Origin of the sequence: Alteromonas naphthalenivorans (assembly GCF_000213655.1) — a bacterium.
Lineage (GTDB): Bacteria > Pseudomonadota > Gammaproteobacteria > Enterobacterales > Alteromonadaceae > Alteromonas > Alteromonas naphthalenivorans.
In genome coordinates, this window is record NC_015554.1 from 1,522,252 (window position 1) to 1,544,209 (window position 21,958).

The window sequence follows — 21,958 nt, forward strand, 5'->3', positions numbered from 1 at the left end:
GCATTTTGCATCTATAAATAACACTACAAAGACTAAAAATTTTTCAGTGCACACTTGTTATCGCTAGACGATAAACACCCGCGTTACATGTTTTTTAGCGCATCGCAAAACCAACTGTGGTCATCAATAACTTGCTTTGCATAATGATTAGCACTAGTAATTAGCGCACTATTAGTATGGTGGTTTAACGCTTTTACAGCACTTTTCGCAAAGCGTGTACTTCGCCTGTCACCACGACAATGGGCTAACGCAAGCGTATAGCCGCACAGTTTAGCGAAATAACCAAAGTCTCCGTTTCGCGCTTTATTTCCCATACCAATATCATGAGGGTCTAGTCCTACTTTGGCGTGGTGGCGTGAGCGAATTAACCAGTGTGCATTGTCCCAAATAACCTCATCGAGCAATAAATCTGGACGGCGCTGCATTCGTCGTTGGCTGCGTGCGGTCAGATGAGCAGGGTTCAATCGATTCACCGGGCACACATTATCGAAGTAGAATAAGGGCGCGGCTTTGCGCTGTTGTTTTACCTCAACAATGTGACAATAACGAAAGCTTTCTGCGTTATGCGGTTTTTTGGGGCCAACTAAGAAATAGAAGCGGCGCATATTTACCGAACCGGTTCCGGCATTTTCTCTGCTGGTGATATCAACAATGTCATCATCCATATAGGGTGCGAATGCCGCTAACACCTGTTGATGTTCTACTGGGCTCAGCGGCGTGTATTTATCAGTAATGTGTTTAAATTTCAGGCCATCCTGCGTTAAATGAACCGCTTTAGCTAGCGCGCTTTTAGATTCGAACTTTTCGCCGCAAGACGAACGTTCCAATGCTTTGCGATAGAATTTTTTCAATTTTCCATCAGGCTCTTGTTCCATAGCTTCATTGATAACTGTCGCATCTTCAGTCACGCGTTGACATGTAGCCACGTATTCCTGAAGGAATAGGTATTGGGCGTGATTAACCTGGTGGGTGTCTACTGCTGGTTTTAACGGGCCTGGCATGTCTATCAAAAAGCGGCCTTCAGAAATACCTTTGCAATGGGCTTCTACCAGAGACAATGAAGTAAGATAGCGAAGAATATCCCAATGTGCATAGCCAACACAGGCATCGTCAAAATCGTTCGGCGTAAAAATAACGGTGTCGCCGTGTGAGCCTTCCTCAGTAAGAAAACCAAAATTAGACGTATGGCAATCACCCATTACACTGGTGAGTGACATCGAAAAGCATGCCTCTGGCACTGGTAGGTGGCGATTTGCTAGGTCTGCATAAAATAGTTGTGCGCTACCGCGGTAAAATACAAATGGGCTTAAGGCCATTTTCAAATGTTTAGCTAAGTGGGGAGAAGGTAAGGTGCCGTCAATTTTAGCAATTTCTTGATTAAGAAATTTCGCGCGATCCATAACTGCCATGCCGTTGTAACAATGATGGCATTAACATTACCTTTATTGGTATTTGAATGCGAGGCTTGCGTGGGGAGGTGGAATGTGAGAAATTTCGCTTGTTCGGGATTTTTGCGATTAATTTATATTATTGATTGGTAAATTTGATTGAAACATTCAAAAATACCAATTAGTTTTTTTAAAAAAACCGCGCTATTCTTATCACCAGTTTCAACGAAGTCGAGTTTAACCAAAACCGATTCTGGTTGGTTGCACTGGGCTTTGTAATATTTCGTACTATTTGTATTGGATAGGACTTTACTAACAATACAAAATTTATTCACTTAATGGAGAAAGTAAACATGGCATTAATTAACACTGCTATCAAACCGTTCAAAGCACAAGCATTTAAAGACGGCGAGTTCATCGAAGTAAGCAGCGAAGATATCAGCGGTAAGTGGGCAGTATTTGTTTTCTATCCAGCCGATTTCACGTTTGTATGCCCAACTGAGCTTGGCGACATTGCTGATAAGTACGAAGAGCTTCAGTCTCGTGGCGTAGAAGTATTCTCAGTATCTACTGATACTCACTTCACTCACAAAGCGTGGCACGATTCGTCTGACACTATCAACAAAATCAAGTTCGCAATGATTGGTGACCCAACGGGTGAAATCACTCGCAACTTCGATTGTATGCGTGAAACTATGGGTCTAGCTGACCGTGCAACATTTGTAGTTGACCCAGAAGGTATCGTGCAAGCGATGGAAATCACTTCTGAAGGTATCGGCCGTGATGCAGACGACCTAGTTCGCAAAATCAAAGCTGCTCAGTACGTTGCTTCTCACCCAGGTGAAGTTTGCCCAGCTAAATGGAAAGAAGGCGAAGCTACACTAGCTCCTTCTCTTGACCTAGTAGGCAAAATCTAAGCAACCGCTTAGCGCTTATAAGTAATTTTTAAGCAAGTAATGGGAGTGGGCCTCCACTCCCTATCTAATAAATTTCCAATTCCTGCTTATGTTGTTAGCCTGAAAAATGGTTGGCGGGGATCGGCGTGTCGAAAATAAGGCAGACTACCGTGTTAACTAAAGAAATTTTACAAGCGTTGAAAGGCTATGCTGAGTCAATGCAGAAAAACGTAACCTTCGTCGTACAGACCGGTGAACACAGCAAGCGTGAAGAGCTTGTGTCGTTTCTGTCCGACATTGCTGGTGTAAGTGACAAACTAAGCCTTGAAGAGCGCGACACTAAGGGTGTTTTACGCAGCTCAATCAGTTTTTTACTGGAAGCTGATGGTGAAGATACAGGCATTCGCTTTTCTGGTATTCCTGGCGGTCACGAATTTAACTCGCTTATCTTAGGTATGCTTCACGCATCAGGTACCGAGCTTAAAATTGATGACAGCGTAAAAGCGATTGTTAAAGGCGTTAAAGAAGAACTTAACTTTGAAGTATTTATCAGCTTAAGCTGCCATAACTGCCCAGAAGTCGTTCAAGCGCTTAACCAATTTGCACTACTTAATCCAAACATTACGTCTGAAATGATTGACGGTGGATTGTATCAAAACGTAGTAGCAGAACGTGATATTCAGGGCGTTCCAAGCGTTTACCTTAATGGTGAGCTATTCGCTAATGGTAAGGTCGATGCATCGGTTCTTATCGATAAACTTATCGAACGTGACCCATCGCTAAAAGAGGCGAACAAAGGTGAGTCGTTACCGTTACAAGACGTTACCGTAATTGGTGGTGGTCCAGCGGGCGTGGCATCAGCGATATACAGCGCACGTAAAGGTTTAAAAGTGACAGTGGTTGCCGATCGTTTCGGTGGTCAAGTGAAAGATACAATGGGTATTGAGAACCTAATCTCAGTATCTAAAACTACCGGCCCTGAGCTAGTAGGTAATTTAATGGAACACATGAACGATTATGATATTACGCTTAAAGAGCACGTTCGTGTTGATTCTGTAGAACAAGGTAATGTTAAAACGATTACGTTATCGTCTGGTGAACAAATTCGTACTCGTTCAATTATTGTTGCTACTGGCGCACGTTGGAGAGAACTCGGTGTGCCAGGTGAGAAAGAAAACGTAGGTAACGGCGTGGCGTACTGCCCACACTGTGATGGTCCTTTCTTTAAAGGTAAAGACGTTGCAGTTATTGGTGGAGGCAACTCGGGTATTGAAGCGGCACTTGATTTAGCGGGTATTGTTAAATCGGTAACGGTATTTGAATTCATGCCAGAACTTAAAGCTGACCAAGTACTGATTGACCAAGCTGAAAAACGTGAAAATATCACGATTATCAGAAACGCAGCGACGCATCAAATCACTGCTGAGAATGGAAAAGTTAATGCTATCGAGTATCAAGATCGCAATACTACAGAACTCCATACTCTCCCGCTTTCGGGTGTGTTCGTTCAGATTGGCCTAGTACCAAACAGTCAATTCATGGAAGGCGTGGTTGACATGAGTAAGTACGGTGAAATCGTTATCGATACTAAGTGCAACACGTCTGCACCAGGTATATTTGCAGCCGGTGACGTTACAACAGTACCTTACAAGCAAATCGTTATTTCAATGGGCGAGGGTGCAAAAGCGTCATTAGCAGCATTTGAATACTTGCTAAGCCATGAAGTCATAGAGATGGACGAAGAAACACAAGCTGCCTAATTATTATTTCTAATAATTAGCGCAATACATAAGGCCGACTTACTCACGTAAGTCGGCCTTTTTTATGAAGAGAATTTCGCGCTATTTATCCTCAATAAAATATCAAATAGGAATAATTATTGTTTTCATTAGCCGCTGTTTTTTGGTAATTTATACATAACATCAGTTGATCAGAAAACGCGTAATAAAATCTTACAAGGCTAAGCATTAAACCTGCCGGGTGACGGCTATTTTTCGCTTGCCGAGCGTTTAAACATTTCAGCACCAATAAAAATATATAAAGGTAAGTTATGTTCATGTTATTTGCCGCAAGCGGCCTTTCTTTAGCTTCTATGGCGGCAGTCTACCAAAGCTGGCGGCGTCAAACCGGCCCTATGCTGTATGTGGGGATAGGCGTTTGGCTTTTGTCCTCTATAGCGTGGTCACACTCTGTAGGTTGGGAATTTGGTGTGCTTTACGCGCTGTGTTTACCTGGATTATTAGTGTGGCCTTTTATAGCAATGAATCAGTCACACACAGCTGTACCGCATCAAATACCCCAGCCCAGAAAACTAGACTTTTCTCTTCGCACATTAATTCAGCATGCTTTGCACTACATCGTAGTTTTGCTGCTGTTACTGGTATTTGGCGTCGTTGCATCACTAGCGATTTGTGCACTATTACCGATGGATATAACAGGGCAGTTAGCTACCTGTATGGTGATATCACCCATCATTTGGGGGCTTGCAGTTTACCACTACCTAGCTACATCGAAAAAAATTAAAACGGTTGGCGGCTATCTTGTAGCAACAGCAGTAAGTGTAGCAATACTGATGGCAATGCCAATTTAGGAATTAAAATGAACAAAGCGACAAAACAATCAGCCCTAAATGCACATAGCTGGGTTGGCGTATTTTTAAGCGTACTCCTTTTTTTGGTCTGCCTGTCAGGCACTATCGCCGTATTCCATTTAGAATTTGAACGGTGGGAACAACCGCATATTCCCGAGTTTGAATCCGTCGAGGATGGGGCAGTAGAAAAGGCGATGGACAGCTTTTTAACTAAGCATCCCGAAGAAACAGATCATCTATTTGTGGTGCTCCCTACATCAGGTATTCCAAGGTTGGTAGTAGAGAACGACCACGGCGCATACTTTGCAGATGAACAAGGTAATTTGCTTGAAAAAGAAAAAGTAGCCTTCACCCAAATGTTGGTGGATTTACATTTGTACCTCAACTTACCGCATAGCTGGGGGATGATACTGGTGAGTGCCTTAGGCGCCATAATATGTACCCTTATCATCACAGGAGTTATCGCCCATAAGCGTATAGCGAAAGATGCGTTTAAACTTAGAAGAGGCGGCAATGGTCAACAAAGCCAAATTGATTTGCACAATCGCTTTGGCCTTTGGGCATCACCATTTCATTTAGTCATTGCAATAACAGGAACCTATTTTGGTTTAGCCGGTATCGTACTGGTGCTAGTGGCACAATTAAATTATGGCGGTGACAGGGATGCGGTAATAAACCAAGTATTTACCCCCGACCCAGTCATTGAAGCGCAAGAAGGTAAACCAGCGATAGGTAAAGCCATCGCGCAAATGGAAACCATAGCCCCAGAAAACCCGCTTATATTTGTGACTGTTCACGAGGTGAACAAACCTGAACAGTTCATTGAAATTTATGCACAAGTACCTGGGCGAATGATATACGGTGAAGCATATCGATTTGATACCGCAGGTAATTATTTAGGCACTGCCGGTTACGACGATGGCGCATGGGGTAAGCAATTGTTGTGGGCTGTTTATCGCCTTCACTTTGGCGACTTTGCAGGAATACCGAGTAAAGTACTGTATTTTGTTTTGGGTATCATGCTATCCATGCTGTGCGTATCGGGAATGGAAGTGTGGTTATCTAAAAAAGCGCATCCTGTGTTGGCCACGCGCTTGTGGTATTGCACGGTGTGGGGCAGTGTGAGTGCATTGGCGTTCACGGCAATAGCAGATATGTTCTTTTCAGGTTCGTTAATTGCAGTATTTTGGGGACTAATGGTGTTAAATGTAGCACTTACGGTGGCCATAAAGCGGCTTACCAAACCAGTGTGGCTGATAATTTCAGGTATCAGTGTGTTATTGCTTTTATTTATTTATAGCGCTGTGAACGGGGAACATGCACTTTCGGTGGCATCGTTGCAATTAAACATACCCATGCTGATTTATGTTGTATGGAGTATTTTACGAGGTAACACTTTACTTAGGCGTGAAACTCTACTGTCGAATTTTCAAAAAGAAAATCAAACAACAACGCACAATATAGATGGTAATGGCGACAAGAGCGCATCAGTATCGACTGAAACGCAATCGCCAATGGCTTAATACACTGTACAAACACGACTGCATTGGTAGCGTTAACTAATACAGCGTGGCTTTTACTTAGGTTAAATAACCAAAATGTGAAAGCCGCGCTTTTTTGTGTCTACATTTCGTTTCTTTTACCTTTATCTCCACTTCCGACTCCATCTCCACAGTCATCTTTGACTTCGCCTTAACGCGATCACTTGTTCTTTTTATTAAACATCCATTTACCTACTTAGTGGGCATTGATTGGTCGTGTTTTAACTGCCTATAGCTTTCAACCATATTGAATAATCACCAATCTGAATTTAACCCCAGGTTGGGAACATGCTATTGCTACAGTTATACATTTTTAGATGGAATTAATAAGGGTAGCGCATGCGAATTTTAGTCATAAGTGCTTTGATAGCCGTGATGGGGTATTTACTACTTTGGCCTGTACCGGTTGAACCGGACGCATGGAATGCACCAAAAGATAAAGGCTATAGCGGCGTTCATCACGTCAACGATAAGCTATCCTTCGCCCATGCTATAGCCTTAGGCGAATTAACAGCCTTGAGCCATAAAGAAGCCACCACAATAAAAAGAGAATACGGCCCAGAAGATTTTGCTCTGCGAAGTGATGGCACTATCGCCACGGCCACGCATTCTGGCACTATCATGCTATTAGCACCCAACGATACCCACTTTACACCTTGGGTTAACACGGGCGGGAGGCCGCTTGGGTTGGAGTTCGATGCCAGCGATAATCTTATTGTGGCAGATGCTTACCTGGGGTTACTTTCTGTTTCGCCATCAGGTGTCATTACCTTGCTAACTGATGCTGTTGATGGCACGCCCATTGTGTACGCTGACGATGTAGATGTGGCAGAAAATGGCATGATATATTTTTCTGACGCCACCACTAAATTTAGTGCAAAAGCCTATGGCGGAACACTTAGCGGCAGCTTGTTAGAAATTTTAGAGCACAAAGGTAATGGCCGATTACTCGCGTACAATCCAAATACCAACGTCACTACTGTTTTAATGGATGGGTTAGTCTTTGCCAATGGGGTTGCTATCAGCCATAACCAGCAATATGTTTTGGTGAACGAAACTGGTAGCTACCGAGTGTTGCGTTACTTCATTGCTGGGCCCAAAACAGGTTTGGTAGATGTGTTCATCGATAACTTACCCGGCTTTCCCGATAATATTGCCACAGCACCCGACGGTGGCTACTGGGTAGGGTTTGCTTCACCGCGTTCCGCCTCGTTAGACGATTTATCAAACTCTCCATTTTTGCGTAAAGTAGTACAGCGCTTGCCTGCATCATTGCGCCCCAAAGCAAAAGCCTACGGCCATGTAATAAAATTAAATAAACAAGGCAAGGTGACAAATGACTTACAAGATCCAAGTGGAAATTATCCACTGACAACAGGGGTGTTAGAAACGGCAGATATGCTATACATTAGCAGCCTAACTGCGTCGTCTGTGGCGGTGGTTGAAAAAGCAAATTTACCAAAGGGAGAGGATGAATGAAGCGTAATTTACCTATAATGTTAACCGTTATTTTAGGTGTTTTTGGCAGTTTTTCTATTGCTTATGCCCCAGATACTTTTGCGGTTAATAAGAATGACACTGGCAAAGTGATTTCTGGCGACAGTTTCAAAACACAGGTAATCCCACAGGCCAAAGCAGCCATTGATGAAGGCGAGGGTTGGATATTCTATAGCTATCACAATGATGAAACCTTTGGTACTAGCCAATCATTAGCGGGTATGGCAGTTATTAAGCCCGGTGTAGAAATACACCCACCTCACGAACATAGTGACGAAGAGTTTCTATTGGTGACTCAGGGAAGTGGGGAGTGGAGCGTTGAAGGTGAAGTGTTTAAGGCTAATACCGGCGACATGCTATACGCAGCCCCTTGGGATGAACACGGGGTGAAAAATACCGGTGATATCGATTTAGTGTTTGTGGTATTTAAGTGGCACAGCAAAGGTATTGCTGTGCCTACAAAAAGTGCTTACAAAAAATAACTAACAAATCGTTAGTATAAAGCGATAGGGGAAACTAGCGTTTTGCTGTTGTTTCCCCTCTTCGCTGTGAGCTTGGCGTGTTCTGTCCACGATTTTGCCCGCCGCTTTTACCGCCGTTTCTGTTCTCAGTTTTATTCCCACCTCTATTTTCGCTAGAAGCGCCAGCAGTGTTGTTTTTACCACGGCCTTTCCGTTGGAAATTTGGCGGTAAACCCGTGTGCTTAGTTAATCCACGTTCGCCATTTCTGCCTTTTACTGCTTTTTGACGTTTTTCATCTGCGGTTTCAGGCGGTACTAAGTGCTGTGCGCCACGGCCTATTAAATCTTCGCGGCCCATACGCTTAAGGGCTTCACGAATTTGCGCGAAGTTCTTAGGATCGTGATATCGAAGCATAGCTTTGTGTAAGCGTCGGTGTATTTCACCTTTAGCCGAAGGCACATCTTCACTGTCTTTTGTTACCTTGCGAAGTGAATTCACTTCGGTGTGGTACATAGTCGTTGCCGTCGCCATTGGTGAAGGATAGAAGTTCTGCACTTGATCAAGCTTAAACTTATTCTCTTTCAGCCAAATCGCCAAATTCAACATATCGTCGTCTGTGGTGCCTGGGTGCGAGGCAATAAAGTACGGAATAAGATATTGTTTCTTACCCGCTTCTTGCGAATATTTATCGAACAACTCTTTAAAGCGGTAATAGCTGCCCATACCCGGCTTCATCATTTTAGATAATGGGCCGTCTTCGGTGTGCTCTGGGGCTATCTTCAAATAGCCGCCAACGTGATGTAGCGCTAACTCTTTTACGTACTCAGGATCTTCTACCGCCAAGTCGTAACGAACACCAGAAGCGATAAGCACTTTCTTCACGCCGGGCAATTCACGAGCACGACGATATAAATCGATGGTCGGCTTATGATCGGTATCCATATGCGCACAAATACTCGGATATACACAAGATGGACGACGACACGTGGCTTCGGCTTTAGGGCTCTTACAGCGCAAACGATACATATTTGCCGTAGGGCCACCTAAGTCTGAAATAACACCGGTAAACCCAGGTACGGTATCGCGAATTTCTTCAATTTCACGAATAATCGAGTCTTCAGAGCGGCTTTGAATAATTCGCCCTTCATGCTCTGTAATAGAACAGAAAGTACAACCGCCGTAACACCCGCGCATAATATTGATACTGAACTTAATCATATCGTAAGCGGGTATAGTGGCATCGCCATACACAGGGTGAGGCACACGCTGATAAGGAAGGTCGAATACCGCGTCCATTTCCTCAGTTTCCAAAGGCATGGCGGGTGGGTTTATCCAAATATGTCTGTCGCCATGGCGCTGCATTAATGCACGAGCACAACCAGGGTTGGTTTCTTGGTGTAAAATACGTGACGTGTGGGCATACAAGACTTTGTTATCTTTTACTGTTTCGTACGCAGGTAGCTTAACGTATACATTTTCCCAAGGCTTGCGGCGTTCCGGAGGCTGTATCACGACGGGCGCGGCTTCAGGCGCTTCGCTGTTTGCATTATCTTTATCTTGCGAGTCGCACTCAGGCTCCATTTGATAAGGGCTTGAGATAGGCTCGATTTTACCGGGGCGATCTAACGAGGTTGAATCAACCCCTTGCCACTCAGGTAGTGCTTCTTTCACGATAATAGCGGTGCCGCGTATATCGCGCATTTCATCAATAGTTTCACCCGCCGCTAAGCGGTGGGTAACTTCAACTAATGGGCGCTCGGCATTGCCGAAAAAGAGCATGTCAGCTTTGGAGTCGAACAATACAGAACGACGTACTTTTTCGCTCCAATAATCGTAATGGGCGATACGGCGTAAGCTAGCTTCAATACCGCCGGCAATAACAGGCGTGCCCTTAAACGCTTCACGGCATCGTTGTGCGTATACGGTAACCGCGCGATCTGGGCGTTTGCCGCCAACATTACCTGCGGTATAGGCGTCATCGTGACGAAGTTTTTTATCTGCCGTATAGCGGTTGATCATGGAATCCATGTTACCCGCTGTAACACCGAAGTATAAATTTGGCTTACCAAGGGTCATGAAGGCGTCTTTGCTCGTCCAATCGGGCTGAGAAATGATACCTACACGAAAACCGTGGGCTTCAAGTACACGGCCAATAACTGCCATACCAAAGCTTGGGTGATCTACGTACGCATCACCCGTCACTAAGATAACGTCACAGCTGTCCCATCCTAGGGCATCCATTTCCTCTTTAGACATGGGAAGAAACGGCGCAGTACCAAGGCAGTGCGGCCAATATTTAGGATAAGAAAATAGACCGCGATCGGCCTTAATGGTGGCTTGCATAAGATTCACATATAGCAGAGAAAAAAAGAATTAAGTAGGTCAGTACATCATCGTTCATATTGCTAATCGCAAATACAAAACTGCCAAGAGCCATAAATAGCCAAGAGCCAGAATAAATAGCCATAGGCGAGTATGAAATTGCTTAAAGCGAATATAAACATTGTAGACCGAACACCTATTATACCAGTACTCAGCAACCAAGGTATAGCGCTGTCGTTAAATTCACCGCCTTTGTTATACTGCATTGCTATATCAATTACGATAATAACGAGAAAATGTATGGCTTACTGGTTATTTAAGACAGAACCCGATGCATTCAGCATTGATGATTTAAATTCACGGCCTGACCAAACAGAACCTTGGGACGGGGTGCGTAACTACCAAGCAAGAAACTTTTTGCGCGATAAGGTCGCTATTGGTGATCAGGTTTTCATCTATCATTCGAGTTGCAAAATAGTCGGTATCGCCGGGGTAGCAGAAGTAGTAAAGGCAGGTTACCCAGATGAAACCCAGTTCAACCCTGAATCCAATTACTACGACCCCAAATCTACGCGTGAAAATCCGCGGTGGTTTCGGGTCGATGTAAAGTTTGTTGAAAAGTTTGAAAGTGTATTGCCGCTATCTGTTATTAAGGCAATGCCTAACATTACAGAAATAGGTTTGGTTAAAAAGGGCGGTAGGTTATCGATAATGCCGGTGGAAGAAACAGAATGGCAGCAGCTTTATACTACTGCCAAAATGAACTAAACCTGCTATATATAAGTAAATATTTATCTAAGATTTTATCTAAGATACCGGCGGCGTTTAAGCTGCTGGATATACTCTATTTGCCTAACGCAAAACGAGTATCTGCATCTCTTAATAAATAAAGGGCAAAACACGCCGCCCACATTGGCCATGCAGCGAAAAACAACATGTTGTTGAAGGCATCAAAGTATTGCGGAAATGACGACAAGGTTGACCCGCCGTGAAGTAAGAAAATTAAACCGTAGGTGTAACGCTTTGCGATACCGGCAACGAAAGCAAGAACCAGTGCCAACTGAAATGCACCTAAAATGTATACGGCTGTTTCTGGTACGCCACCAATTGAATAAAAATGTTCAAATATCTTTGCGCTATGTGCAGGGTTAACGAATTTGTCTAATGTCCACACGAACATAACAATGAAAACAGAAACACGAAGGGCGAGTAGAGACCAACTGAGGCGATGGGAAATATCAGTGGTTTGTTGAGATTGCATTTTAACTCCTATTTATTTGTGTAGCGATAAAGAACGGGGGTTTTCATATTAAATTTCAAAAACTTTCATAGAAAAAAATAAAAATGCTTATGAAATATTTTTAGCCGGGTGTCGGTCTTGTCGAGTAAGCAATCTTGTAAGGTAAAAATACGAATGAGAAATAATATTGGGCTTGCCATCAGTGCACTGGCTCTATCTGTAAGCCAAGGGCTGCAAGCTCAGCAAGCTGACACGCTTGATACCATCGACAAAAATGACATAAAAAAAGATATAGAAGTCGTTGAGGTGACTGGAAATCAGCAAGTGCTAAACCCGTTAAACTCTGGCGACAATACGTTAAGTGGATTATTTGGCGCTGGCATGTCGGCAGCTGATACGCCCCGAGCGGTAACGTCTTTGTCGGCTGAAGCTATGGATGCATTAAACATCAATACCTTACACGATATTGTAAAAGCTGCGCCTAACGCTTATGCATCTAGCGGTTTTGGTACCCCTAGTTTGCCAAGCATACGTGGGCAATTGGGCGAGCTATTTCAAGATGGTATACGCCGCCAATCAGGTAACAATGGTTTTGGTTTACCGGTTTCATTCAATAGTGTTGAACAACTAGATGTAGTGAAAGGGCCATCGCCCGTGCTGTTTGGCAGCACGCAGCGAAATGGTGGCTTTGTGAATCTGCAAACCAAAACTGCGCCTACTGCAGATAGCGAAGGGAATATCACGTTGCGCGCTGGTCGTTGGGATCAATACTCGGCGCAGCTTGATTATGGTACCGCCATTGAAGAAGGCAAAAGTGGGGTGAGAGTCAGCGTTGAGTGGCTAGATCATGGCAGCTTTTTCGACTATGCCGAGCGTGAAAGCAAAAACCTGTTTATTGCTTACAGATATACACCGAGCGATGCCACAACATGGGACGTAAGTGCAGAGTATTACGATGCCGAATATCCTGACATTGCAGGTATTAATCGCCCCACGCAAAACCTGATTGATAACAACCTTTATATAACGGGCCAAGGCGTACAAACGAATGGCAGTACCGTACCTGGTGCGGGCGCTATTATTTCACCAACCGGTGAAGTGGTTATTCCGCGAAGTCAGGTGTATACCCACCCTGATGATGTTAATGGTGCTGAAACTACTGTACTGCGCAGCAATTTAACCCATCAATTTTCAGATAGCCTTGTGCTGCGAAACATGACCTACTATCAGCACCTAACCCGTGAAGAAATTGCTCAGAATAGCTTTGTAGAGATTATTGATGGTGCCGATGCGTTCGAGAATCGCACTGAATTAGACGTGGTTTGGAACGATAAGCAAACCACCACATTTGGTTTGGCGTTACGTTACAACGATGTATTAGGTTACAGCCAGTTTACGACTGAAGCTGACAGCCCTGTAGATTTAACCGGCCCGTTAAGTAACCGAGAAATACCCTTAACCGATGCACAAAAAGCACGATTGGTTGAGCTTCGTCCCGGCGTATTTGTATCACCTGGTGCCCAGTACGATATAGATGGCGATGGTGTAGGGGATTACAATTTATCCGACACCACGGATTCAACCACCTTACAAACGGGCCTTGCATTGCAGCAGCGTTCACAGTGGACAGAATCGTTTTCAACCATTGCCGGTGTTAGATTCGACTATTACGATGTAGAAGCGCGCGATCCCCTTGCTCCTGAAGGGGTTACCGCCGCTTCTGACACTTATAACGATATACTTGAAAGCGTACAACTCAGTGCGGTGTACAAGCTAACAGAATCACTTAATGCTTATGTGGCGTGGTCAGAGAATGATGCCACATCCAATAGCATGGCAGGGGGTACTACACTTACCAGTGCCAACGAAATTAACCCGCTAAATTTTGCCACTGAAAATACCCTTTACGAAGTAGGGCTTAAGTATTCTCCTGATAGTCATTGGTATGGTGAAGTGTCGGTATTTGACCAAACTCGTAGTTTACGTAACCGCGATGGCAGCAACAGTGGTGTGAAAACCAAAGGCGCAGAGCTGCAAGTTTTCTACCAAGGGCAAGATGTGTGGGTAAATGCGGCGTACAGTTATTTGGATGCGCGCTTCGATGATTCAGCGGCGTTTCAAGATACTGCACAAGTGGCCGATGCTTTTGACGATAGTCGACCAGACATTATTGAAGGCAATGGCGTTGGTTCGCCGTCTTTTGCTGCGTTTGCTCCGTCTGACTCATTAGTGCAGGGCATTCCATCGCAAATCGTGTCATTAAATGCTGGCTGGCAACTTACCGATGACTTACAAGTTGGTGCATCAGCCTTGTACACCAAGTCGTTCCCACTAGATTTCCTACAAACTGTATTTATTCGGGATCAAATCAATATTGATGTAAATGCCGATTATGAGGTTACTGATGATATGCGGCTTCGTGTTGATGTTATTAATATTACTGACGAAGAAAACTGGCAGCCTGTGTTTGAAGGTGGTTACTTTGGCGCTACCCTGGCCATGCCCAATACACCTCGTCACGTTCAGTTCACTATGCAATACGCGTTTTAAGCGCAATTAAGGAATAGTTTATGTTTAAGAAAATTGCACTTATCGCCGTATTGGTGGCTGCCGTTTTTGGCTTTTTTTACTTCGATTTGAATACCTATCTTACCCTTGACGGTTTGAAAGGCTCATTAGATACCTTTACACAACAAATTGAAGAAAATCCATTGGTAAGCATTGGGGTCTTCTTCGCTATTTATGCAGCAGTAACGGCCTTGTCGTTGCCCGGTGCCGCCATTCTTACCTTAGCCGCGGGTGCCTTATTTGGACTAGTACAGGGTTTTATCATTGTATCGTTTGCATCAAGTGTAGGCGCTACCTTAGCCTTCTTAGTGGCACGCTTTATTTTACGCGATACCGTAAGAAAGCGTTTTGGTGAAAAGCTTAAAAAGATTGACGAAGGCGTTGAAAAACAAGGCGCTTTTTACCTGTTTACATTGCGCTTAGTGCCAGTGTTTCCGTTCTTCCTGATTAATTTGTTGATGGGCTTAACATCAATTAAAACGTGGACATTCTACTGGGTAAGTCAGTTAGGCATGTTGGCGGGAACCATCGTATATGTAAATGCTGGTACCCAGCTTGCGCAGATAGACAGCTTATCGGGCATTGTATCGCCAGGCCTTATTCTATCGTTTGTATTACTCGGTATATTCCCGTGGATTGCTAAAGCCATTGTGGCGTTTGTTGAGCGTCGCCGTGTTTACAAAGGCTATAAAAAGCCCGCTAAATTCGATAGAAACCTTATCGTTATTGGCGCAGGTGCGGGTGGCTTAGTGACCAGTTATATTGCCGCAGCGGTAAAAGCAAAAGTTACGCTAGTGGAAGCCGGTGAAATGGGCGGTGACTGTTTGAACTATGGTTGCGTGCCAAGTAAAGCTCTCATCAAAACTGCAAAAGTAGCCAACCAGATGCGTCAAGCTGAAAACTATGGTTTGCACAGTGTTGAACCTACTATGTCTTTTAAAACAGTGATGCAGCGTGTACATAACGTTATTGCTACTATCGCGCCGGTAGACAGTGTAGAGCGCTACACCAGTTTGGGTGTGGATGTAGTAAAAGGCTACGCAAAAATCATCGACCCTTGGACGGTGGAAATTAAGCAAAACGATGGCGGCATGCAAACCTTAACGACCAAAAGCATTGTAGTGGCTACAGGCGCAAGCCCGTTTGTACCACCATTGCCAGGTATTGAAGAGAGTGGCTACGTAACTTCTGATACGCTATGGAGCCGTTTTGCTGAGCTAGAAGAAACGCCAAAACGAATGATTGTATTAGGTGGCGGTCCGATTGGCTGCGAACTAGCACAAGCCTTTGCGCGCTTGGGCAGTGATGTCACCCAAGTTGAGCGAGCACCACAGCTTATGGGCCGTGAAGACAAAGAAGTCGCTGAATTTTCAGAAACCGTGCTTCGCGATAGTGGCGTAAACGTGTTAACCAGCCACGACGCCCTTCGTTTTGAAAATAAAGACGGTGTCAAAACCCTAGTAGTCGCGAAAGACGGCAAAGAAAGCGCTATCGAATACGATGAAGTGATTGTAGCGGTAGGGCGTAAAGCACGCCTTAACGGTTTTGGGTTAGAAGAGTTAGGCATTCAATTTGACCGCACTATTGAAACCGATGAATACCTACAAACCTTAATGCCTAACATTTATGCGGCAGGTGATGTAGTTGGGCCGTATCAGTTTACCCATGTTGCATCGCATCACGCTTGGTATGCTGCGGTAAATGCTTTATTTGGTATCTTTAAAAAATTCAAAGTTGATTACCGTGTTATTCCTTGGACTACCTTCATCGACCCTGAAGTAGCGCGGGTAGGGTTAAGCGAAACCGATGCCGCTGACCAAGGTATAGAGGTGGAGGTAACTCGCTACGAGTTTGAAGAACTTGATAGAGCCATTGCTGAAAGTGCTAGAAAAGGTTTTATAAAAGTACTTACTCCGCCGGGTAAAGATAAAATTTTAGGGGTAACCATTGTGTCTGAACACGCTGGTGATTTGCTCGCGGAATTTGTATTAGCCATGAAGCACGATTTGGGGCTTAACAAATTACTTGGCACTATTCACGCTTACCCAACGTGGGCCGAGGGTGCCAAAAACACTGCTGGTACATGGAAGCGCGCTAACACACCAGAAAAGTTACTAAGCTATGTGGAAAAATTCCACACGTGGCGTCGTGGTTAATAAGCGAGTAAATATTATGTTTTCTATGCATGTTATAAAGCTTAAAAAGTCAGGCTTAGCGGCAGCGTTAGGGGCAACTCTAGCGCCAACTCTAGCGCCAAGATTAGCATCAATGGTAATGGGCGCGTTACTACTGGCGACGCCGGTGGTAGCTCATGCTGAAGCTTCTCTACATGAAGCATTTTCAGCAATGCTAACGAAATATGTTGCGCCTATTAACCCTGTTACTACGCGTGATGGAGTAGAAATTAAAGGCACGAGCACAGAAGTTGATTATGCGGGTTTTAAATCGTCGCAAACGGACCTTACTGCTTATCTGAAAAGTTTATCTGCAGTGTCGAAAGAAACGTTTAATCAGTGGGATAAAAACACGCAGCTGGCGTTTTTAATTAATGCGTACAATGCGTATACCATCGATTTAATATTAACCCGATACCCTGATTTAACCTCTATTCGTGACATTGGTGGTTTCTTTTCATCACCTTGGAAGCAAGCTTTTGCACCACTGTTAGGTGAAAAGCGTACGCTTGACGATATAGAACACAATCTCATTCGTGAAAAGGGAGTGTACAACGAACCTCGCATTCACTTCGCCGTAAACTGCGCAAGTATTGGTTGTCCTGCATTACGTGAAGAAGCCTATGTGGGCGATAAGTTAGATGAGCAATTAGAGCAGCAGACCGTTCGTTTTTTATCTGACAATAGCCGCAATTATTACGATGGCAATACCCTTCATATTTCGAAAATTTTCAGTTGGTATAAAGAAGACTTTGAAGTGCAATGGGGTGACTCAACAAGCTTAAGAGGGTTCTTAACTCACTACAGCGGGGCATTGTCAGAAAAAGATGGCACTCCACTAAGCGAAACTGATACTAAGAAAATCGCTTCAGAAAGTACAGAAATTGAATTTTTGGATTACAACTGGGCGTTGAATGACCAAGAGTAATTCATTTTTTTTGGTGTTTAGCTATTTTTTAAGCGTCGCGCTGGTGCGTACACGACTATTTTTTATGCTTGGCGTAAGTATTTTTTTTATGCCGGCGCAGGCCCAGCAGAACGAAGTATCAGATCAAAACTCTGTGCGATCGCCTGTGGTGCAGTTTCATGCATGGGGCGGAAGTGCGCAAGTTAACGGGTATATTCAGTGGGTAAGCGAGCAGGTTCACACGCAGTATAATATTACGCTGAATCATGTGAAGTTAGCCGATACTAGCGATGCGGTATCACGCGTATTAGCCGAAAAAGCAGCAGGAAACGATAGCCAAGGTAGCGTTAATTTAATTTGGATTAATGGTGAAAATTTTGCAGCCATGCAGCGCAATGGTTTGTTGCTTGAAGACTGGGTAAACAGCCTTCCCAACTTTGCATTAACGAACCCATCACGAAACCCAGCCATGATCACCGACTTTGGCATTCCTACCCACGGGCAAGAAGCACCGTGGGGTAAAGCGTCTATGGTGTTTTATTACAATAGCCGATTTGTACAACAGCCACCGCTTAATCTTCCCGAACTTTTACGCTTTGCAAAGGACCATGTGGGACGCTTTACCTATCCCTTACCCAACGACTACTTGGGGATCAGCTTTTTAAAATACGCCGCTATTGCACTGAATGAAAAAGACCGTGACCTCCTGTATCAACCCGTTACTAAAACTGCATTAGCCCACATAACCCAAGCTTTGTGGCGCTACCTAGATGAACTACACCCGCTGATGTACAAGCAGGGGGAATACATGGTGCGTCAAGCCTCACAGCTTCAGCGACTGATGGGAACCGGTGAATTACTATTGGCATTTTCGTTTACTGCGGCAGAGATCCCCAGCGCGGTAAACCGCTTTGATTTGGCCGAAAGTATACGCACATACGCCATGGAGGATGGCAGTTTGGCGAATGTGCACTTCATTGGCATTACCTATAACACTGAAAGCGTCACCGCCGCAAAACAGGTGGTGAATTTCTTATTGTCGCCGCAAGCACAAGCGAAAAAGCAGCAATTGGCGGTGTGGGGCGACGATTCAGTGCTCGATTTTTCGATGCTATCTGCTTCTGAAAAGGCGCTATTTAAACCTGCGGCGAAACATACGGCAGCATTGGATACACAAAAAGCAGTGCCGCTATTTGCTGAACCTCATAGCAGCTGGACTGACGCTCTGAGGCAGGCTTGGTTTCTGCGATACGGTGAGCGCTTCTAATGGCGGTATTTCAACACATAACGCAGAGCGTGCGTGTATTGCTCATTGCATTGCTAAGCGTACCTGTATTTGCTGGGCTTGTTGGCGTGGTATTGCCCGCTTTTGGATATTTTCCAGCACTTAATGCGTTCGACTTTAATCTTGGGGTTTTTAAACATCTATTTGCCCTAGAAAGCATTGTTAATATGACATTGCTTTCTTTGTTAACGGGCTTAATCGCTACCGCGTTATCGGTAGCCAGCGCGTTTTTGTTATTGTCGGTGTTCTACCGCTCTTCCTATCTAAATAGGCTTCAAAGTTGGTTAAGCCCATTGCTAGTGTTACCGCATGCTGCTGCGGCTATTGCGCTGCTATTTGTGCTTTCGCCCTCTGGCTTGTTAGCCTCTGTGGTTAGTAATGCAGTGTCTGTTTTCTCAAGTGGTGCTGAAAACTTGTCGAACACACAGAACGTGTTGCCGCCGATGTGGGAATTTCCTTACGATAGATTCGGTATATCCATCATTGTTGCGTTAGCGTTGAAAGAATTGCCTTTCGTATTTTTAATAGCGGTAAGTGTGTTGTCGCAACCCCAGGTGAAGCGAAAGTTTGATGGCTATTTTAATAGTGCTACCGCGCTTGGTTATGCTCCGGTAACTGTGTTTTTTAAAGCGATTTTTCCGGTAGTGTACTCACAAGTTAGATTGCCCTTATTGGCCGTACTTGCCTATGCTACAGCGAATGTGGAAATACCTTTATTGTTAGGGCCTAATAACCCTCCTACATTAGCCGTTGCTGTGGTGCAGTGGTTCAATCATGTGGATTTATCTATGCGTTTTCAGGCATCGGCTGCTGCGTTGCTGCAAGTTGTCGTTACGCTGATTGCTATTGGTATATGGTTAATAGGTGAAAATATAATTGAGCGAGTTCAAGGCCGTTTTTATACCAATGGCTCTCGTTACACAGGGCAAATGTTCGCCTCTTTTGTAGCCTATTCAGTGGTGGCAAGTTATTCACTGCTAGCGCTGTCGATAATAATAAGTACCACTTTGTGGTCGGTTGCTACCTTTTGGACGTTTCCCACATTACTCCCTGAAGGCTTTACCTTATTGCATTGGAAAACCACGCTTAGTGCGCTAGCAGAACCGGTTAAAAACACAGTACTACTGGCGACTTTTGTAAGCGCATTTTCTGTGCTAATTGCGACCTTGGCTTTAGAAGCCGAGGCGTTAAATAGGCAAGATAACAAACGTTCTGAATATTTTAACCGTTGGGTAGGCGGGGTATTAGCGAGTACCTTATTTTTGCCTCTACTAGTACCTGGCGTGGCATTTTTATACGGTTTGGTATGGTTCCAACTCACCTATTTTAATGATGCGGTTTGGCTTCATCTATTTATTAGCCACCTTGTATATGTACTGCCTTATGTGTTTATTTCTCTGGCAGTGGCCTATCGTAAATTTGAGCCGCGATATATTCAGGTAGCCTACGGAATGGGAAAATCACCTTGGCAGGTTTTTGTTCATATAAAGCTGCCGTTACTGTTTGCGCCGTTGCTGGTAGCTTTTGCATTAGGGGTGGCGATTAGTTTTAGTCAATATTTACCCACAGTGTTAAGTACCGGTGGGCGCATTGCCACTGTTACTACAGAAGCAGTGGCAGCGGCGTCTGGCAGTAGCGTTCGATTAACGGCCGTGTACGTGCTGGTACAAATATTTATGCCGCTAGTTGGTTTCGTGTTGGCGTGGTGGCTACCCACAATTTGCTTTAACCCTATGGGGCGCTACACGCTTCTACGACCGAGGAAGTCGAAATTATGACCTTGAAATTAGATAAGGTGAGTTTGTTTCGACATACCGACATCTTGCTTAATGTAAACGCGGTGGTTAATGCAGGCGAAGTACTTTCTATTATGGGGCCAAGTGGTTCAGGGAAATCTACTTTATTGAACGCCGTTGCGGGTTCGTTAACTGCGCCTTTTTCTGTGACCGGCAGTATTAATATCAACGATATTTGCATTAATGATACGCCGGCGCACAAACGTGGCGTAGGGGTGTTATATCAAGATCCTTTACTATTTGAACACATGACGGTGGGGCAAAATATTGCGTTTGCGCTCTCGCCCAAAAGCGCCTTGTTAGATAAGGGGGCTTCTGAACCTAAGCTTTCAAAAAAACAACGAGAAAAACAAGTAAGCGACATGCTAGCGCAAGTAGGGCTTAGCGAGCTACAACATCGCCCTGTACAAACGTTATCTGGGGGGCAGCAGGCGCGTATAGCTTTGTTACGTACCTTGGCAGCAGCTCCTCGTGTTGTACTGCTCGATGAGCCTTTCAGCAAACTAGATGCTGCTACAAAAGGTCAAATGCGCAAGTGGGTATTTGAGCAGTTGAAAGCCCGTGGATTACCTACCTTGTTAGTTACCCACGACGTTGAAGATGCTAACGCCGCCCAGGGACAACTAATAGAGATTGAAACATGCTAGATGCGAAAGTTACGCCTTTTATTAAACCACTTTTAAGGCCCATGATTGTGGCGCTGAGTAAAGCGTGCGTTACGCCAAATCAGGTCACCGTGGTTGGCTTTGTGATTGGTTTGCTCTCGGTGCCTGCCATCGTGAATGGCTGGTGGGTAATGGCGTTTATTTGTATTGTAGCCAACCGGGTGCTTGATGGTATTGACGGCGAACTTGCCCGCTTCCAGCAAAGTAGCAGTAGTGCAGGTGGCTTTTTAGATATCTGTTTAGACTTTTTGTTTTACGCTGCGGTTCCGTTAGCGTTTGGTATAGCAAACCCTAGTGAATGGGGCGTACCTGCGCTAGTGCTAATGGCTGCGTTTGTAGGAACGGGCAGTAGCTTTTTAGCATTTGCCGTAGCCGCAGAAAAATTTAATATAGAAAAGCCCCAATTTAAGAACAAGAGTTTTTATTACATGCAGGGGCTAACCGAAGGTACTGAAACGATACTTTTATTCTTGGCGTTTTGTATTTGGCCTAGTTATTTCCCGGTACTTGCTTACGTATTTGCTGCGGCGTGTGCAATAACCATAGTGACTCGGATTTACAGTGGTTTTATAACCCTTAAATCAGTAGAAGGTATCGATGATTATTGTAATAGAGAAGAGGAGTAAT

General features: G+C 44.5%; 17 protein-coding genes. 14 read left to right on the plus strand and 3 right to left on the minus strand.

What is annotated here, in order from left to right; genetic code table 11:
* Nucleotides 1–83: 83 nt before the first annotated feature.
* Entirely contained in the window at nucleotides 84–1,400 is a 1,317-nt protein-coding gene (locus tag AMBT_RS06580; protein ID WP_013783826.1) for a DUF2252 family protein, read from the minus strand.
* Between the two features lie 341 nt (nucleotides 1,401–1,741).
* On the opposite strand from AMBT_RS06580, the gene ahpC reads away from it, so the two are divergent.
* The 6 genes from ahpC to AMBT_RS06615 all read left to right on the plus strand — a co-directional run bounded on the left by ahpC (nucleotide 1,742) and on the right by AMBT_RS06615 (nucleotide 8,394).
* Nucleotides 1,742–2,305: an alkyl hydroperoxide reductase subunit C gene (gene ahpC / locus AMBT_RS06585; RefSeq protein WP_013783827.1), complete on the plus strand. Its 564-nt coding sequence runs from the start codon at nucleotides 1,742–1,744 to the stop codon at nucleotides 2,303–2,305.
* Between the two features lie 149 nt (nucleotides 2,306–2,454).
* Nucleotides 2,455–4,044 carry an alkyl hydroperoxide reductase subunit F gene (gene ahpF, locus AMBT_RS06590; RefSeq protein ID WP_013783828.1) on the plus strand — a complete coding sequence of 530 codons (1,590 nt, stop codon included), beginning with the start codon at nucleotides 2,455–2,457 and terminating at the stop codon, nucleotides 4,042–4,044.
* Between the two features lie 290 nt (nucleotides 4,045–4,334).
* A complete protein-coding gene (locus AMBT_RS06600) occupies nucleotides 4,335–4,874 on the plus strand; it encodes a hypothetical protein (protein WP_232363202.1) in 540 nt (179 codons plus the stop codon).
* 8 nt (nucleotides 4,875–4,882) lie between these two features.
* A complete protein-coding gene (locus AMBT_RS06605; RefSeq protein ID WP_013783831.1) occupies nucleotides 4,883–6,397 on the plus strand; it encodes a PepSY-associated TM helix domain-containing protein in 1,515 nt (504 codons plus the stop codon).
* Nucleotides 6,398–6,754: 357 nt separating this feature from the next.
* Nucleotides 6,755–7,894, plus strand: coding sequence for an SMP-30/gluconolactonase/LRE family protein (locus tag AMBT_RS06610; RefSeq protein ID WP_013783832.1), 1,140 nt, complete (start codon nucleotides 6,755–6,757; stop codon nucleotides 7,892–7,894).
* On the plus strand, nucleotides 7,891–8,394 hold the full coding sequence (locus tag AMBT_RS06615; RefSeq protein WP_013783833.1) for a cupin domain-containing protein: 504 nt from the start codon (nucleotides 7,891–7,893) through the stop codon (nucleotides 8,392–8,394). The genes AMBT_RS06610 and AMBT_RS06615 overlap by 4 nt, the downstream gene beginning before the upstream one ends.
* A gap of 34 nt (nucleotides 8,395–8,428) precedes the next feature.
* On the opposite strand, the gene AMBT_RS06620 is transcribed toward AMBT_RS06615, so the two are convergent.
* Nucleotides 8,429–10,717: a YgiQ family radical SAM protein gene (locus AMBT_RS06620; protein ID WP_013783834.1), complete on the minus strand. Its 2,289-nt coding sequence runs from the start codon at nucleotides 10,715–10,717 to the stop codon at nucleotides 8,429–8,431.
* 279 nt (nucleotides 10,718–10,996) lie between these two features.
* Here AMBT_RS06620 and AMBT_RS06625 point away from each other — a divergent pair, with 279 nt between their 5' ends.
* Nucleotides 10,997–11,464 (plus strand): EVE domain-containing protein, encoded by a 468-nt coding sequence (locus AMBT_RS06625; protein ID WP_013783836.1) that lies wholly within the window; start codon nucleotides 10,997–10,999, stop codon nucleotides 11,462–11,464.
* Nucleotides 11,465–11,540: 76 nt separating this feature from the next.
* Here AMBT_RS06625 and AMBT_RS06630 read toward each other — a convergent pair whose 3' ends face one another.
* Nucleotides 11,541–11,957, minus strand: coding sequence for a DoxX family membrane protein (locus tag AMBT_RS06630; RefSeq protein ID WP_013783837.1), 417 nt, complete (start codon nucleotides 11,955–11,957; stop codon nucleotides 11,541–11,543).
* 153 nt (nucleotides 11,958–12,110) lie between these two features.
* Here AMBT_RS06630 and AMBT_RS06635 point away from each other — a divergent pair, with 153 nt between their 5' ends.
* The 7 genes from AMBT_RS06635 to AMBT_RS06665 all read left to right on the plus strand — a co-directional run bounded on the left by AMBT_RS06635 (nucleotide 12,111) and on the right by AMBT_RS06665 (nucleotide 21,957).
* Entirely contained in the window at nucleotides 12,111–14,486 is a 2,376-nt protein-coding gene (locus tag AMBT_RS06635) for a TonB-dependent receptor (RefSeq protein ID WP_013783838.1), read from the plus strand.
* A gap of 20 nt (nucleotides 14,487–14,506) precedes the next feature.
* A complete protein-coding gene (locus tag AMBT_RS06640) occupies nucleotides 14,507–16,660 on the plus strand; it encodes a dihydrolipoyl dehydrogenase family protein (protein ID WP_013783839.1) in 2,154 nt (717 codons plus the stop codon).
* 25 nt (nucleotides 16,661–16,685) lie between these two features.
* Nucleotides 16,686–17,606, plus strand: a complete 921-nt coding sequence (locus AMBT_RS06645) for a DUF547 domain-containing protein (RefSeq protein WP_083820185.1) — start codon at nucleotides 16,686–16,688, stop codon at nucleotides 17,604–17,606.
* Between the two features lie 88 nt (nucleotides 17,607–17,694).
* A complete protein-coding gene (locus AMBT_RS06650) occupies nucleotides 17,695–18,852 on the plus strand; it encodes an ABC transporter substrate-binding protein (RefSeq protein ID WP_232363203.1) in 1,158 nt (385 codons plus the stop codon).
* On the plus strand, nucleotides 18,852–20,648 hold the full coding sequence (locus AMBT_RS06655; protein ID WP_013783842.1) for an ABC transporter permease: 1,797 nt from the start codon (nucleotides 18,852–18,854) through the stop codon (nucleotides 20,646–20,648). The genes AMBT_RS06650 and AMBT_RS06655 overlap by 1 nt, the downstream gene beginning before the upstream one ends.
* A complete protein-coding gene (locus AMBT_RS06660) occupies nucleotides 20,645–21,313 on the plus strand; it encodes an ATP-binding cassette domain-containing protein (RefSeq protein ID WP_013783843.1) in 669 nt (222 codons plus the stop codon). Before AMBT_RS06655 ends, AMBT_RS06660 begins: the two co-directional genes overlap by 4 nt.
* The gene (locus AMBT_RS06665; RefSeq protein ID WP_013783844.1) at nucleotides 21,307–21,957 is read left to right on the plus strand and encodes a CDP-alcohol phosphatidyltransferase family protein; all 651 of its coding nucleotides are present in this window, start codon (nucleotides 21,307–21,309) and stop codon (nucleotides 21,955–21,957) included. Before AMBT_RS06660 ends, AMBT_RS06665 begins: the two co-directional genes overlap by 7 nt.
* Nucleotide 21,958 lies beyond the last annotated feature (1 nt).